A 14,063-nucleotide genomic window follows, 5' to 3' on the forward strand; every position below is an offset into this window, starting at 1 on the left:
GGGGGTCAGGGTGTCCGGGTGTGGGTGGCGGTGAATAGGCCCTGGTAGCTGGCTTGCCAGGGCCAGTTGGTGGGCAGTCGCAGGGTGATGCGGCGGGCGGTGCGGATGATGCGGGCTGGGATGGTGATCAGGTGCCGGCGGAGGGTGCCGGTGCGGGCTTTGGCGTGAAAGACGCTGGCCAGGCAGCCGGCGGCGCGGAGCAGGTTGTGGGTGAGGCAGGCCAGGATCAGCCAGGCGTGGTTGGCCGGGAAGCGGCCTGAGGGGAAATGTGCCAGGGCGGAATCGTTGAGGTCGGCGAAGACCTGCTCGATGATCGCGTGCTCGCGGTGGTGCTGGTCGGCGGTGGGCAGGTCGAAGCCGGTGTCGGTGAAGATCGCGTGGTAGTTCCAGGCGCGGAACAACTCGCCCTGGTCGTTGCGCTTGTTTCTCGGGGTGCGGCGGACCAGCAGCCGTGCGGTGACCTGGCGGCCGGGGTTCTGGGTGGTGTTGACGAACGCGGTCAGGGTGGTTTCGGCGATCTGCGCGTGCGTGATCAACTCGCCGGTGTCGGGGTCGGGGATCGGGTGACGGTAGGCGATCTCGGTCCAGTCGTCCTCGCCGATCCGGTCGATCACAGCCTGGGTGGCCACGTTTTTCTGGGCGGTGACCGAGAAGGACGCGCCCGCTGCGCGGATCGCGGCGATGATCGGGCCGGTGAAGAACGCCGAGTCGGCGCGGACCACGATCATGCCGGTCGCCCCGGCCCGGCGGGCCAGCCCGATCGCTTCGGTGATCATCGAGGCCGCCCCGCGGCGGGAATCGCAGGTCCCGCCGCGCAGCCGGGCGGTCAGGATCACCGGCGCGCAGACCGGGCTCGACAGCGTGGCGATCAGGTGGTTCAGGCCCCGGACCCCGGTGTAGCCGAATCCGCTGCCCTGTTTGCGGTGACCATAGGTTCGCTTGATTTTGGCGTCGATATCGACAAACGCCAGCCGGTCGACCCCGGCCAGCAGTGACGGCACCCGCCCGGCCAGCCGGACCAGGGCCTCCCCGGCAGCGGAGGCGAGCTGGCGGACGTGGCCGTGGGTGAACCCGCGCAGCCACGAACCGCAGGTCGAAGGCGCCCGCACCCGATCGAACAACCGCCCCATCCCGCCGTGCCGGATCACATCCAGGTCATCGATCGAATCAGCACCAGCCACCATCCCGGCCACGACCGAGAGGGCTTTCGCGTCCGTGTTCGCCCCGACCGCCATCCCCAGATCGACCCGCTCATCGATCAACACACCCAGGCCGATGCCCTCGGCCAGCCGCAGCATCGGCACCAGCCCCGCGCACGACACGAGACTCTCCTCGTCGAACCTCACCGACACCGACCCGGCGCTATGAGACGATCGCATCCAGCAGATGCCCTCTCACTCAGTGGACTTTGTTCCCTCGCAAGAACAATCATCCCAAGTCAGAGGGCATCTGCCCCTCAACGACACCACTCCACCACCACAAACACCGGTGGATCCAGGCCAAACGTCTCGAAAGCCACATTCGTGACACCGCCAGCGGTCAGCCGACGTTCTGCGAGATCCAGTCCGAGTACGCCGGCGCCGAGGTGTAGATCGACGGGCCGGTGGCGCAGGTCGGGTCCCCGTTGCCGGTGCGGCTGGTGACGCCGATCAGTTCGTACTTGCCCGCCGAGCCGACGATCTGCGGGCCGCCCGAGTCGCCGTAGCAGGCACCCGCGTCACCGCCCGGGTTGTCGGTGCACAGCTCCACGCTGCCGTCGATGCCGGTGCACTTGTCGGCCTCGACCACCTGGGTGTCGAGCTGCTGCAGCTGGACCGGCGCGTCGCAGCCACCGCGCTCCGGGCAGGTCTGGCCCCAGCCGAGCAGGCGGGTCTTGGTGCCCGCGTCGGTGGTGGTGCCCAGCGAGATCGGCGCCGACTTCGCCGGTGCGGACAGCTTCACCAGCGCGATGTCACCGCCTGCCCCGGTCCCGGTGTAGTCCGGGTGCACGACGACCTCGGCGGCCTGCGCCTCCTCGCCACCCGAGGTGCGGTCGTTGCTGCCGATCCGCGCGCTGATCGAGTCGGCCGAGGAGCCCTGCACGCAGTGCGCCGCGGTCAGCACCCACTCGGGGGAGATCAGCGAACCGCCGCAGAAGTGGTTGCCGCCCTCCTGCAGCGAGACCATCCACGAGTACTCCTGGTCGGCGTCGTTCCCGCCGACGATGAACGGGGTGACATCGGCACCGGCCGGCGTCGCACCGGCCACCGCGGCCACCGCGCAGGCCGCACCGGTGAGCAGGCCCACGACCAGAGAACGTGCCTTCATCCGCATCTCCTTCTCCCGGCCCCCTTGCCTCCCGTGGGGGATGAGACGCAGCGTAGGCAATGTTGGTAAATCATTAACACCCTTCGAAAGTTCCAACTCACTCGACAGAGTGGCCGAAGGAACCTTGTGTGATCGGCGCGCTTCCACTATCGGGCGTCAGCTAATTTGGCCGAGTGAGCTATCACCTCCAGACCCGCGGCCCCGCCTATCGCTGGTGGCGGCCGCTGCTCGGCGCCGTGGTCCTCGTGGCCGTCGGATTCGCTTGCCTGACAACGTTTTCCGCGCTCACCGCGGCGATCTCGGAGAGCACCGACCAACGCTGGGAAATGGTGCTGAGCTTCGGCGCGATCGCGGTCGTGCTGCCCGCGGTTTTTGCCGCCGCGCGTTTCGGCGAGGGCCGCCGCCCGGGCACTTTGTCCAGTGTGGACGGTCGGTTGCGGTGGCGGTGGCTGGCCGAGTGCACCGGCTGGGCGGTGGCCGCCTTCGCCGCGGCGGCCGCGGTGGACCTGCTGCTCGGCGCGGGCTGGGACGCGGCGACCTGGCCCGGCCTGCCCGCCTACCTCTCGATCGTGGCGCTCACCCTGCTGCTGGTGCCGTTCCAGGCCGCGGCCGAGGAGTACGTCTTCCGCGGCTGGCTGCTGCAGGCCTTCGGCGCCTGGCTGCGCACCCCGTGGCCGGGCGCGGTGCTCGGCTCGGCGGCCTTCGTGGCCACGCACGGTTACACCTCGGCGCCGATCCTGGCCGAGCTCTTTGTCTTCGCGATGATCCTGTGCTGGCTGACCGTGCGCACCGGCGGCCTGGAGGCGGCCATCGGGCTGCACGCGGTGAACAACATCGCCACCATGGTGCTGGCGGGCGGGGCCCCGATTCCCGACCAGAGCACGGTGACCGCGACCTGGGGTGACGCGGTGCTGATCGCGGCACCCTCGATCGTCTACGCCTGGGTGGCCGACCTCAGGTACCGGAAGCGGACCGCTCGGCCAGCACCTGTGCCAGCGCCTGAGTGATCACCTCTTCAGCGCCGTCCTTGGTGATCCCGGCGCCGGCGAGCACCTCGGCCGCGTTGCCGTCACCGAGTTCCAGCAGGCTGAGCAGGAAGTGCTCGGCGCCGATGTAGTTGTGCCCGAGCCGCAGCGCTTCGCGTGCGGTCAGCTCGAACAGCTTCTTGCCGCGAGCGCTGATGGTGGCCTGCTCGGGCGGGGTTTCCATGGCGGGCTCGAAGCCCTCGACCAGCTTCGCCCGCAGTTCGTCGGGCGAGCCGCCCAGCGCCACCACGGTCCTGGTCGCCAGGTTCCCCTGGTCGCTGATCAGCGCGGCCAGCAGGTGCTCCGGCTCGATCCGCGCGTTGCCCGCGGCGAGCGCGACCTGCTGGGCGCCCACCACCGCCTGCCGCGCGCGATCGGTGTAGCGGGTGAAGGTCTGCATCAGCTCGGCCAGCGGCTGGCCGTCGTTCTCCTTGGGCACGAACCGCTTCTGCACGGCCTGCTTGCTCACGCCCATGCTGCGGCCGATGTCGGTCCACGACGCCCCGGACCGCCTGGCCTGGTCGACGAAGTGGCCGATCAGGTGGTCGGCCACCTCACCGAGGTGATCGGCGGCGAGCACCGCGTCGGACAGGTGCTGCAGCGGGTCGGCTTCGGGTCGCTGGGTCTTGATGAACTCGATCATTTCGTCGAGCTTCACCGGGTTACCTTGGCTCATACGTCAACCATAGGTTGACGACACGAGGTCGTCAACCCTGGGTTGACCAGTTCAGCCGCGGCCGCCGACCACAGGCCGCCCGCTCACCTGCGGCTCGCCACTCCGAACACTCAGTAATGGACAGTCACAGCATGCAGTATTGTGTGTGCCCAGGTGCTACTACATCTAACTGTTGATCTCAAAGATCTGACCCTTATCTCTATCCGGAGACAAAGAAACGGCCTCCCCTGTCGGGAAGGCCGTCGGGCCAGAGCTGCTCGCCCTGGCGTGGTGTATGGACACCATACATCACACCTGCGCCGAGTGGCCAGGTTGACCGAAGGGATGCATCCCCGTGCAGCGCGTCGTGGCCTTCGTCGACGGATTCAACCTGTACCACGGGATCAGGCACAAGCACGGTCGCCGCGCGTGTACGCAACGCGCCAGATTCGGAGCAACGACAGTCTGACTACATCGACGCCCTGGTTGCCCACAGTACGAAGCTTGAAGTAGTGGACGGGCGCTTCCAGGAGAAGGACCGGCACTGCCGCAACTGTCAGTCGACCTGGACTGTCTACGAGGAGAAAGAGACAGACGTCAGCATTGCGGTGGCGCTGATCGAAGCCGGCGTAAATGACGAGTTTGACGTGGCCCTTATCCTCTCCGCCGACAGTGACCTCTGTCCCGCGGTGCGGGCCCTGGGGCGCCTTCGGCCGGACAAGCGAGTTGTTGCCGCTTTCCCGCCTCGCCGTAGATCGGGCGAACTCCGCCGCGCCGTCAACGCCGCCTTCACCATTGGTGACGCAAAGCTCCGGCAGGCGCAGATGCCCGCCAAGGTCGTCACTGCCACCGGCGTGACGCTGGACCGCCCGGCCCACTGGGCGTAGCCAGACCAGAAGGCCGAGGGTCCGAATCCTTCGAGCGTGCGTCTGGTTGAGACAGTGAGAAGCCCCTCCCAGCAGGCCGAGAGAGCAAGCCGGCCGGGGCGGCGGCCCCGGCCGGGTCAGCCGCGGCCGCCGACCACCAGGCTGGCTCGTCTGGCGCGCGGCGCGCCCAGGGTGCGGGAGATCCCCCGGGCCGCCGCTCGCACCGCCGGCACCAGCGTGCGCGGATCGGTCCCGGTGGCCGGGACCGCCACCGAGATCGCCGCGACCGCGGTGTCCTCGGCGCCGAACACGGGGGCGGCGACGGAGAGCCCCACCAGCTCGATCTGGCCGTCGCTGATCGCGATGCCCTCGCGGCGGACGTCGGCGAGCACCCGCCGCAGCCGCTCCGGCGACGCGATCGTCTTGTCGGTGAACCGTTTCATCGGCCGCGCGAGCACCCGCTCGGCGACGTTGGCCGGCGCGTGGGCCAGCAGCGCGAGGCCGACCCCGGTGGCGTGCGCGGGCAGCCGCCCGCCCGCCCTCGACGGCATCGGGCCGTGCCCGGAAATCCGCTCGAGGTACACCACGTCGGGTGCGTCGAGCACGGCCAGCTGCACGTTCTGCCGGGTGGCCTCGTGCAGGTCCTCCAGGAAGGGCATCGCGGTGTCGCGCAGGCCGAGGCCGTGCGGCGCCAGCGAGGCCACCTCCCACAACCACAGGCCGACCCGGTATCGCCCGGATTCGGCTCGCTCGAGCGCACCTCGCCGCACCAGCCCCCGACGATGCGGTGGGTGGTGGACAGCGGCAGGCCGGTGCGCCTGCTCAGCTCGGACAGGGTCAGTTCGGGACGCTCCGTGCTGAACGCGTCGAGCACGTCCAGCACCCGGTCGGCGACCGATGGAGTTCCCGGGGCGTTGTGCCGCATTAAGCCAGCCTCGGTGGTCAGTGCGCGACCGAACGGCCCAGCGGGTTGCCGGTCCCCTCGGCAGCCGGCCCGCCCTGCTCCCCGCCGAGCACCCCCGCGGACTGGGCCGGAACGACCACGACCGCCACGGGTCCCCCGGTGGAACGCCAGCCAGATGGCGCCTGCACCGAAGCGGTGAGCAGTACCGCGAGCACGGCGAGCGTGCGCAGGTACATGGGTATGTCTTCGACCTGGATCACTTTTCTCATCGGCGCTCTCCCCTGCTAGCCGAGGATCGCTCCCAGCTTTCAATGTCCGCGGCTGACCGGCCAGGGCCCCATGCCCCGCACCGGTCCGGGTCCAACGGCCCTACCGCGAGCACCACGGAAACAAGGAGGCGCGGAAATCCCCGCCAGATACACCGGGCCGAAGGGTTTTTCTCGGCCGTTCGCTCAGACCCAGTCCTCGCCGGTTTCCTCGACCACCGCGCCACCGCCGGTGGCCTCGGCCAGCCACGCGCGGAACCCGGCCACCTGATCGGGCCGGACGCCGACGTCGAAGCGGGCCGCGCTGTCGTAGTGCGTGCCGAGCACCCGGTACTTCGACGAGTGCAGTTCGCCCTCGATCCGCCCGGCGCGGCCGTAGTCCACGCTCACCCGCAGCAGGCTGAGCCGCCGGTACTCGACCGTGCCGACGGCGTCGATCGCGTCGGCGACCGCCTGCCCGTACGCGCGGATCAGCCCGCCCGCGCCGAGCAGCACCCCGCCGAAGTGGCGGCTCACCACGGCAACGGTGTCGGTCAGCTCGCGCCGCCGCAGCACCTCGAGCATCGGCGTGCCCGCGGTGCCCGCCGGTTCGCCGTCGTCGCTGGAGCGCTGGATGCGGCCGTCCGGGCCGAGCACGAACGCGTGGCAGTGGTGCCGGGCCGCCGGTTCCGCGCGACGCCGTTCGGCGATCACCTCGCGTGCGGCCTCGGCCGAATCGACCGGCGCCAGCGCGCACCGGAACCGCGACCGGCGCACCTCGATCTCGTGCACCCCGGCCGCGGCGACGCTGCGGTAGGTGTCGCGGTCAGGGATGGGACCGCCTGCGCTTGGTGGCATACACCGCGGCCTCCGTCCGGCGTTCGAACCCGAGCTTGTGCAGCAACGACGATACGTAGTTCTTGATCGTCTTCTCCGCCAGCCCGAGCCGGACGGCGATCTGGCGGTTGGTCAGCCCGGCCGCGACCAGGTCGAGCACCCGGAGTTCCTGCGGGCTGAGCTGGTCGTACCCGGGATCGGCCGGCCCGTCGTCCCCGCGCAGCCTGCTCAGCACCGACGCGGTCAGGTGGGCATCGAGCAGCGAACCGCCCGCGGCCACCGTGCGCACCGCGTTGACCAGGTCACCACCGGAGACCTGCTTGAGCATGTACCCGGCGGCCCCGGCCATGATCGCGCCGAACAACGCCTCGTCGTCGGAGTACGAGGTGAGCATCAGGCAGGCGGGCGGCGGCTCGACCGACGCGCGGATCTCCCGGCACACCGAAATGCCCTCGCCGTCGGGCAGGCGCACGTCGAGGATCGCCACGTCCGGGCGCGCCGCGGGGATCCGGGTGAGCGCCTCGGCGGCCGTCGCCGCCTCCCCGCACACCACCAGGTCGCCGCTGGCCTCCAGCACCGTGCGCAACCCCGTGCGCACGAGCTCGTGGTCGTCGAGCAGGAACACCGATACCGTCATTTCGCCCTCTCACCGGGCAGCCGGATCGCCCAGTCGACGGTCGTACCACGGCCGGGTTCACCGTGTACAGCGCTGGTCCCGTGCCAGCGCGCGGCCCGCGCGGCCAGGTTCGCCAGCCCACTGCGCCGGACCGGCTCGCCGATGCCGGTCCCGTTGTCCGCCACCGTCAACCGCAGCTCGCTGCCCTGCCCGTCCACCGCCACGGTCACCGACACCTTGGTCGCGCCGCTGTGCCGCGCCACGTTCGACAACGCCTCGCGCAGGGTGGCGAACAGATCCGCCTCCACCGCCGGTGGCACGGCGGCGTCCACCGCGCCCGCGAAACCGACGTGCGGTTCGAACCCGAGGCTCGACGCCGCCTCGGCGCAGGCCCGCGCGATCCGCGCGCGCAGGCCCTCCGCCGGTTGCTGCAAGGCGAAGATGCTGTTGCGGACCTCGGTGATGGTGGCGTCGAGGTCGTCGACGAACCGCCGCAGCCGCTCGGCCACGCGGGGCTCGTCGAGCAGCAGCCCGGTCGACTCCAGCCCCAGCGCGATCGCGAACAACCGCTGCACCACCAGGTCGTGCAGGTCGCGCGCGATGCGGTCGCGGTCCTCCAGCACGGCCAGGCGCTGCCGGTCCTGCTCGGCCCTGGCGAACTCCATGGCCAGCGCGGCGTGCGCGCCGAAGGTCAGCGCGAGCCGGACCTCGACGTCGGTGAACGGCACCTCGTCACGCAGCTTGGCCACCACCAGCACACCCAGCGACTCCCCGCCGACCCGCAACGGCACGGCCACCGCGGAGTCCAGGTCGCCGACCACCGGCGGCAGGTCCACTCCGGACTGCTGCACGGTCACGTGGTCGCCGTAGCGGCGCACCACCACCGGCTCGCCGCTGGTGAACGCCATGCCGGTGGCGGTGCCCTCGGCGGGCACGGTCAGCCCGGTCAGCCGGTCGGCGTCCGGCCCCGGTGGTTCGACCACCGCGAATTCGAGCACGGCGGCGGTTTCGTCGGTGGGCCGCGCTATCCCGCCCGCGGTCGCGCCGGCCACCTGGCACGCGCGCCCGGCGATCAACCGCAGCGTGGCCTCGGGATCCTCACCGGACAGCAGCGCCGAAGTCACGTCGTGCGAGGCACGCAGCCAGCGTTCGCGCTGCTCGGCCTGCTCGTACAGGGCCGCGTTGCCGATCGACCCGGCCGCCGCGGTGAGCAGCGTGCGCACCAGCCCGGCGTCGGCTTCGGTGAACTCCTTGCCGGTCAGCCGGACCTCGCCGAAGCGCTCGCCGCGCACGTCGATCGGCACCACCAGCGCGCCGTCGGCCGATGTCGGCGCGGCGCCGGTGCGCAGCACCACGCCTTCGGGCGCACCGGTCAGCGCGCACGCGGCGGCGGCCACCCGGTGCAGGATCTCGGGCACGCCGGAGCCGTGGGCGATGCTGATGACCGCGTCCAGCAAGCGCTGGGCGCCGTGGTCGTTCACAGGGTGCGCACCGGTCCCGTTCGGCAGGGGATCTTCCGCCAGAGTGGTCGAGTTCGGCGGGCTGTTCGTTACTGGCCCACGCCCACCCGGCGCCCCGCCACCACTTCGAGTGAAATGCGCACCACGCACTCGCTTCCGGTTTCCTCGGCCGGGTCCGCGTGCCCGAGCACGGTGACCCACCAGCCGTCGTCCAGTTCCGGGGTGAGCGAGTCGGCTTCGAAGGCCAGCACGTTCCCGCGCGCGGCCGACGCGAGCAGGCTCGCCGCCGGTACCGCGAACCGCAGCGCGTGCTCGTCGAGCGCGAACCGGACCGGCTGCACGGCGGGCATGCCCCGATCGGTGAAGACCACCCGGCCGACCTCCGCGGTGCCCAGCAGTTCCAGCGACTGTGCCCGGTCGAGCACCTCCTGGCCGAACGAGTCGAGCATCGGCTTCCCACCCGTCCTCACCGCGCCTTCCCCCATGGCGACACGGTGCCGGGAACCGCCGGAGTCCACTAGGGCCGTTGGACCCGCTCCCCGAGCATCAGCCAGGTCACCAGCGCCACCATCACCATCGACGACAGCGCGGCCAGCACCACCGCCATCACCAGCACACCGCCGCCCTCGGCACCCGCGCTGGTCGCCAGGTACCCGGTCCCGGCCACCAGCACCGGCACCAGCAACGCGGTGACCTGCGCCCCGAACGACCGCCGCGGCTTTTGCCCGCGAAAGGTGATGGCCAGGCAGCAGAGCGCGCTGACCAGGAAAAACGCGCCGAGCGTGTCGCTGAGCCGGTGCCAGCCGAGCACCACGGTGGACGCGGCCACCCACGCCACGCCCAGCGCGCCCGGGATCGCGGCCCACCACCGGTACCGGCGCGGCAGCACCAGCATGGTGGCCAGCAGCACGGCCATCGCGGCGGTGACGTGCCCGCTCGGGAAGCTGTTGTGCCCCGGCGCGCCGTCGCTGTCGCCGAGTCGCGGCCGCGGCAGCACGGCGAGCTTGAGGAACTGCGCGGCGGCCAGCGAACCGAGCAGGGTCACCAGCGCGCCGCCCGCCAGCGCGTACCGGCGGCGCGCCAGCGCGAGCAGCGGCAGCACCACCGCGGTCACCCCGAGCACCGGCACAAAATCCACGTCTCGCAGCAATCCCGCAATCGAGTCCGTTGTGGACGGACGACCGGCGAGCAGCGCGTTGTTCTCGATCCGCTGCCCGGACGGCGTGAGCACGAAGAACCAGTAGGTGTAGGCGAAGGCGAGCACACAGCCGAGCGCGCCGAGCAGCGGGAGGGCGGCGATCCGGCGGCCGCGGCGGTGCCACGCCGGGTAGGCGTGCACCTTCTCGGCGGGTGCTCCAGCCGGGCCGAGCGAGTTTTCCAGAACCAGACTGACCTGCATGAATCCCATGCTGGCCACGCCGTTTCGCGGTCTCGTCCGGGTAATGTCATGGTTTTGCCACAAAGGCGGGCACGGATCGCGAACCGGCCACGCCGTCGGTTTAATGACCCGGTGGCCATGGTGTTGTTGGTGGAGGACGACGCTGCCGTGCGCGAGGGGCTCGGGCTGGCCCTGCGCCGCCAGGGGCACGTCGTGCACGCCGCGGAGTCCGGTGAGCACGGGCTCGACCGGCTGCGTGAGCACCGCCCCGACATCGTGGTGCTGGACCTGATGCTCCCCGGCATCGACGGCTTCGAGACCTGCCGTCGCATCCGCGCCGGCGGCGAGACCCCGATCATCATGCTCACCGCGCGCAGCCACGACTTCGACGTGGTCGCCGGGCTCGAAGCCGGTGCCGACGACTACGTGGTCAAGCCGGTGGAGCCGCGCGTGCTGGACGCCCGCATCCGCGCCGTGCTGCGGCGCGCGGTCAGCGAGCAGCAGACCGCCACCGAGCAGTACGGCGACCTGGTGATCGACCGCACCGGGCTGGTGGTCACCCTGCGCGGGGAGCCGGTGCAGCTGACGCCGACCGAGCTGAAGCTGCTGCTCGAACTGTCCCGCACGCCCGGCCGCGTGCTCAGCCGCCAGCAGATTCTCGAAGCGGTCTGGGAGCACGACTACCTCGGCGACTCGCGCCTGGTGGACGCCTGCGTGCAGCGGCTGCGCGCGAAGATCGAAGACGTGCCGGCGAGCCCGCGGCACGTGGAGACCGTGCGCGGCTTCGGGTACCGCTTCAACCGCCCATGAACCGGAACCGGCCGTGGCAGTGGCTGTCCGGGCTGCGGCCCCGGCTGCTGGCCGCCTTCGCGCTGGCCACCGTGCTCGGCGCGGCCGCGGCCAGCGGCGCCAGCTACGTCTCCGCCCGCAACACCATGCTGGCCACCGCGCAGGACGACTTCATGAACGAGGTCAAGCAGCGGGTGGCGGACACCCTGCCGCAGTTGTCCGTACCACCGGGACAGGCCGATCTGGACACGCTCGCCAGCCGCGTCGACGGCGCCACCGTGGTGACCTACCAGGGCAGCACCTCGGCCAACCGCGGCATGCCGATCACCGCGGTGCCCGCGCAGCTGCGCTCGGCGGTCGGCGGCTCGGAGCGCATCCAGTTCCAGCGGGTGGATTCGAGCGGGACGCCGATGTTCTACGTCGGCGTGCCGGTGCTGGGCCCCGACGCGACGGGGGTGACGGGCCCCACCGGTATCGAGGTGTACTCGTCTATTTCGCTGGCCGACGAGCAGAACGCCATCGAGGACCTGGCGCGGTGGGCCTGGCTGACCGTGGCACTGGTACTCCCGCTGGCCGCCGGGCTCGCGCTGCTCGCCGCCCGCGGGGTGCTCCGGCCGGTCCGCCAGCTCAACCTGGCCGCGCGACGGCTGGCCGAGGGCAAACTCGACACCCGGCTGCGCGTCCGCGGTTCCGACGAGCTGGCCGAGCTGGTGGCCACCTTCAACGAAACCGCGGTCGCGCTCGACCGGACCGTCGGCGAACTTCGGGAGATGGAGGCCGCCGCGCGCCGGTTCGTCGCCGACGTCTCGCACGAGCTGCGCACCCCGCTGACCGCGATGAGCGCGGTGACCGGGGTGCTGGACGAGGATGCCGGGCAGCTGCCACCGGACACCGCCGTGGCCGCCCGGCTGGTGTCCGCCGAGACCCGCAAGCTCGCGCGGCTGGTGCAGGACCTGATCGAGATCTCCCGGTTCGACACCAACCGCGCCGACCTGCAGCTCGACCAGTGGGACCTGGCCACCGCGATCACCGACAGCATGGCCGCGCGTGGCTGGCGCGAAGGCAGCGAACTGGTGCTCGACCTGCCCGAGGGCGTCAGCGCCGTGGTGGACCGGCGGCGGCTGGACGTGATCGTGGCGAACCTGGTCGGAAACGCGCTGCGTCACGGCGGTCCCCCGGTCGAGGTGACCCTGCGGGGGACCGACACGATGGTGTCGGTGGAGGTGACCGATCGGGGCCCCGGCATCGATCCGGCGGTGCTCCCGCACGTGTTCGAGCGGTTCTACAAGGCCGACAGCGCCCGCGCGCGGTCCGACGGCAGCGGGCTCGGGCTGGCCATCGCACTGGAGAACGCACGCATGCACGGCGGTGACCTCCAGGCGGAGAACCGGGCCGGCGGCGGCGCGCGGTTCACCCTGCGGCTGCCCCGGTTCCCGGTGGTGCCGCGATGAGGCGCGTGCTCGGGGCCGTCCTGCTGTTGTGCCTGCTCACGGCCTGTGGCGTGCGGCCGACCGACGGTCCCATCCCGGCCGGTCCCGGCCCGGCGTTCCCGGCGTCGAACCGCGCGGAAATGACCCTCTACTTCCTGCTCGACGACCGCATCTACCCGATCAGCCGGTCGACTCCGGGACTGGCGAGTCCGGAAAGCGTGCTCACCGCGCTGGTCCGCGGCCCGAACGCCGAAGAGCAGAAACGCGGGCTGTCCACCCACATCCCGACCGGCGGGAAGGTCGCCTTCACCGGCCAGCTCGCGGTTTCCCTGCCCGTCCCGCTGGAGCAGGTGCCGGAGACCGCGTTCGACCAGCTCAGCTGCACCACGGTGGCCACCGGCCTGTGGGGCGCGCTGCGGGTCACCGGCACCAACGGCAGCCGCGACCTGTTCGGCTGCCCCGCCGGTTGACCGGCGAGCGTGTTCGCCCAGCTCAGACCCCGCAACCGGGTCCCGGGCGGCGGTCCTGTAGCCTTCTCGGCGGAGGATTGGCCGAGCGGCCTAAGGCGCACGATTGGAAATCGTGTTGGGTGTAAAAGCCCTCACGGGTTCGAATCCCGTATCCTCCGCCAACCAGCGAGGTCCCCGGCAGCGTGCTGCGCCGGGGACCTCGCTGCGTGAGCACGGGCTACCCGTTCGCTGGATTCTCCGTGCCACCTCCGGGCCCGCATACTGCTTTGACACTAGTGCCGCCAAGCGTTGGAGCCCGCCGATGAGGCCACGATCTCGCGCTGCCGCACGCTCCCCATTCCGGAGGCGAAGGGCGCCGACGCTAATACTGGCAGCCGGTCCGGTGCACGGGGGGTTCGGTCCGTCGTTGCCGCGCGCTACCACTAGTGTTTCCGCCGTCTACCGGCCCCGGACGGCACCTCGTCCGGGGCCTGACCCGTTCGGGGTCGCGGCCGGGCACCCTCGCCGAAGACCGGACGCGACCACGCACCATCGATCGTTCAAGGAGCCAACAACCCCATGCCCGGAGTGGATGAGATCCGCGCGGGAATCGCGCTCTCCAAGGAGAAGGCGAACGCCAGCGTCGCCGCACTCCAGCAGGCCGCGCAGGCCCTCGAAGAAGCCCAGCTCTCGCTGGCGCAGGCGACCTCGGGCAGCAGCCAGCCGGAGGTCGGCCAGGCCCACGGCATGTTCGCCGAAGCACTGCAGGGCATCACCGGCACGCAGAGCACCATTCAGGCGGCCATTTCGGCCGCCGATTCCTACTCGGCCCGGCTGTAATCGCGCCGATGTCCGTTTCCGAACTCCACGAACGGCTGACGGCGGTGCGCGCCGCCGCGGCGGACGCGGTGGCGCACCTCGACCGGGCCGGCGAACTGCTCGCCGAGGCGCGCCGCGCGATCGTGGACCCGCAGGCGCAGGCGGATCCGTGGATCCCGCCGCAGCTGACGCAGGCGGCCGAGCAGCTGGACACGCACAAATCCCGGATCGCCGGGGCCGACGAGGCGCTGGGCACCTATCTGGCCATGCTGTAGTCGTAGTC

Annotated in this window: 16 protein-coding genes, 1 tRNA gene and 1 pseudogene; 8 read left to right on the forward strand and 10 right to left on the reverse strand. The window is 71.2% G+C overall.

Annotated features, from left to right (window positions below; all coding sequences use genetic code 11):
- Positions 1–5: 5 nt before the first annotated feature.
- Complete coding sequence (locus tag A4R43_RS27825; RefSeq protein WP_113694850.1) at positions 6–1,379, reverse strand: IS1380 family transposase; 1,374 nt, start codon at positions 1,377–1,379, stop codon at positions 6–8.
- A gap of 160 nt (positions 1,380–1,539) precedes the next feature.
- Entirely contained in the window at positions 1,540–2,307 is a 768-nt protein-coding gene (locus tag A4R43_RS27830; protein ID WP_113695007.1) for a S1 family peptidase, read from the reverse strand.
- Positions 2,308–2,480: 173 nt separating this feature from the next.
- On the opposite strand from A4R43_RS27830, the gene A4R43_RS27835 reads away from it, so the two are divergent.
- A complete protein-coding gene (locus tag A4R43_RS27835; protein WP_113695008.1) occupies positions 2,481–3,314 on the forward strand; it encodes a CPBP family intramembrane glutamic endopeptidase in 834 nt (277 codons plus the stop codon).
- Here the strand turns inward: A4R43_RS27835 and A4R43_RS27840 are convergent.
- Complete coding sequence (locus tag A4R43_RS27840; RefSeq protein ID WP_236808320.1) at positions 3,262–4,008, reverse strand: Clp protease N-terminal domain-containing protein; 747 nt, start codon at positions 4,006–4,008, stop codon at positions 3,262–3,264. The genes A4R43_RS27835 and A4R43_RS27840 overlap by 53 nt on opposite strands.
- A gap of 461 nt (positions 4,009–4,469) precedes the next feature.
- On the opposite strand from A4R43_RS27840, the gene A4R43_RS44200 reads away from it, so the two are divergent.
- A complete protein-coding gene (locus tag A4R43_RS44200; protein WP_236809281.1) occupies positions 4,470–4,874 on the forward strand; it encodes an NYN domain-containing protein in 405 nt (134 codons plus the stop codon).
- 116 nt (positions 4,875–4,990) lie between these two features.
- Here the strand turns inward: A4R43_RS44200 and A4R43_RS27850 are convergent.
- From A4R43_RS27850 to A4R43_RS27880, 7 genes and pseudogenes are all read right to left on the reverse strand, one after another.
- Positions 4,991–5,778: pseudogene (locus A4R43_RS27850) on the reverse strand (IclR family transcriptional regulator).
- 17 nt (positions 5,779–5,795) lie between these two features.
- Positions 5,796–6,026 (reverse strand): hypothetical protein, encoded by a 231-nt coding sequence (locus A4R43_RS27855; RefSeq protein ID WP_162788619.1) that lies wholly within the window; start codon positions 6,024–6,026, stop codon positions 5,796–5,798.
- Positions 6,027–6,209: 183 nt separating this feature from the next.
- Positions 6,210–6,860, reverse strand: a complete 651-nt coding sequence (locus A4R43_RS27860) for a YigZ family protein (RefSeq protein WP_113695011.1) — start codon at positions 6,858–6,860, stop codon at positions 6,210–6,212.
- A complete protein-coding gene (locus A4R43_RS27865) occupies positions 6,829–7,476 on the reverse strand; it encodes a response regulator (protein ID WP_113695012.1) in 648 nt (215 codons plus the stop codon). Before A4R43_RS27865 ends, A4R43_RS27860 begins: the two co-directional genes overlap by 32 nt.
- Positions 7,473–8,936, reverse strand: coding sequence for a GAF domain-containing sensor histidine kinase (locus tag A4R43_RS27870; protein WP_113695013.1), 1,464 nt, complete (start codon positions 8,934–8,936; stop codon positions 7,473–7,475). Before A4R43_RS27870 ends, A4R43_RS27865 begins: the two co-directional genes overlap by 4 nt.
- Before the next feature lie 68 nt (positions 8,937–9,004).
- Complete coding sequence (locus A4R43_RS27875) at positions 9,005–9,385, reverse strand: pyridoxamine 5'-phosphate oxidase family protein (RefSeq protein WP_236808321.1); 381 nt, start codon at positions 9,383–9,385, stop codon at positions 9,005–9,007.
- A gap of 47 nt (positions 9,386–9,432) precedes the next feature.
- Positions 9,433–10,314, reverse strand: a complete 882-nt coding sequence (locus A4R43_RS27880; protein ID WP_162788620.1) for a phosphatase PAP2 family protein — start codon at positions 10,312–10,314, stop codon at positions 9,433–9,435.
- A 117-nt stretch (positions 10,315–10,431) separates the two neighbouring features.
- On the opposite strand from A4R43_RS27880, the gene A4R43_RS27885 reads away from it, so the two are divergent.
- The 6 genes from A4R43_RS27885 to A4R43_RS27910 all read left to right on the forward strand — a co-directional run bounded on the left by A4R43_RS27885 (position 10,432) and on the right by A4R43_RS27910 (position 14,055).
- Positions 10,432–11,103, forward strand: a complete 672-nt coding sequence (locus tag A4R43_RS27885; protein ID WP_418190858.1) for a response regulator — start codon at positions 10,432–10,434, stop codon at positions 11,101–11,103.
- Positions 11,100–12,533: a sensor histidine kinase gene (locus A4R43_RS27890; protein ID WP_113695016.1), complete on the forward strand. Its 1,434-nt coding sequence runs from the start codon at positions 11,100–11,102 to the stop codon at positions 12,531–12,533. The genes A4R43_RS27885 and A4R43_RS27890 overlap by 4 nt, the downstream gene beginning before the upstream one ends.
- On the forward strand, positions 12,530–12,982 hold the full coding sequence (locus tag A4R43_RS27895; protein ID WP_113695017.1) for a hypothetical protein: 453 nt from the start codon (positions 12,530–12,532) through the stop codon (positions 12,980–12,982). Before A4R43_RS27890 ends, A4R43_RS27895 begins: the two co-directional genes overlap by 4 nt.
- 71 nt (positions 12,983–13,053) lie before the next feature.
- Positions 13,054–13,143 (forward strand) — tRNA-Ser (locus A4R43_RS27900).
- 397 nt (positions 13,144–13,540) lie between these two features.
- The gene (locus tag A4R43_RS27905; RefSeq protein ID WP_113695018.1) at positions 13,541–13,801 is read left to right on the forward strand and encodes a hypothetical protein; all 261 of its coding nucleotides are present in this window, start codon (positions 13,541–13,543) and stop codon (positions 13,799–13,801) included.
- A gap of 8 nt (positions 13,802–13,809) precedes the next feature.
- Positions 13,810–14,055, forward strand: a complete 246-nt coding sequence (locus A4R43_RS27910; RefSeq protein ID WP_113695019.1) for a hypothetical protein — start codon at positions 13,810–13,812, stop codon at positions 14,053–14,055.
- Positions 14,056–14,063 lie beyond the last annotated feature (8 nt).

This window comes from Amycolatopsis albispora (assembly GCF_003312875.1).
In the GTDB taxonomy this organism is placed as follows: domain Bacteria; phylum Actinomycetota; class Actinomycetes; order Mycobacteriales; family Pseudonocardiaceae; genus Amycolatopsis; species Amycolatopsis albispora.

Coding starts and splice junctions, on each gene's coding strand:
- A4R43_RS27825 (WP_113694850.1), bottom strand. CDS start 1,379: ATGCGATCGTCTCATAGCGCCGGGTCGGTGTCGGTGAGGTTCGACGAG.
- A4R43_RS27830 (WP_113695007.1), bottom strand. CDS start 2,307: ATGAAGGCACGTTCTCTGGTCGTGGGCCTGCTCACCGGTGCGGCCTGC.
- A4R43_RS27840 (WP_236808320.1), bottom strand. CDS start 4,008: ATGAGCCAAGGTAACCCGGTGAAGCTCGACGAAATGATCGAGTTCATC.
- A4R43_RS27855 (WP_162788619.1), bottom strand. CDS start 6,026: ATGAGAAAAGTGATCCAGGTCGAAGACATACCCATGTACCTGCGCACG.
- A4R43_RS27860 (WP_113695011.1), bottom strand. CDS start 6,860: ATGCCACCAAGCGCAGGCGGTCCCATCCCTGACCGCGACACCTACCGC.
- A4R43_RS27865 (WP_113695012.1), bottom strand. CDS start 7,476: ATGACGGTATCGGTGTTCCTGCTCGACGACCACGAGCTCGTGCGCACG.
- A4R43_RS27880 (WP_162788620.1), bottom strand. CDS start 10,314: ATGCAGGTCAGTCTGGTTCTGGAAAACTCGCTCGGCCCGGCTGGAGCA.
- A4R43_RS27885 (WP_418190858.1), top strand. CDS start 10,432: ATGGTGTTGTTGGTGGAGGACGACGCTGCCGTGCGCGAGGGGCTCGGG.
- A4R43_RS27890 (WP_113695016.1), top strand. CDS start 11,100: ATGAACCGGAACCGGCCGTGGCAGTGGCTGTCCGGGCTGCGGCCCCGG.
- A4R43_RS27895 (WP_113695017.1), top strand. CDS start 12,530: ATGAGGCGCGTGCTCGGGGCCGTCCTGCTGTTGTGCCTGCTCACGGCC.
- A4R43_RS27905 (WP_113695018.1), top strand. CDS start 13,541: ATGCCCGGAGTGGATGAGATCCGCGCGGGAATCGCGCTCTCCAAGGAG.
- A4R43_RS27910 (WP_113695019.1), top strand. CDS start 13,810: ATGTCCGTTTCCGAACTCCACGAACGGCTGACGGCGGTGCGCGCCGCC.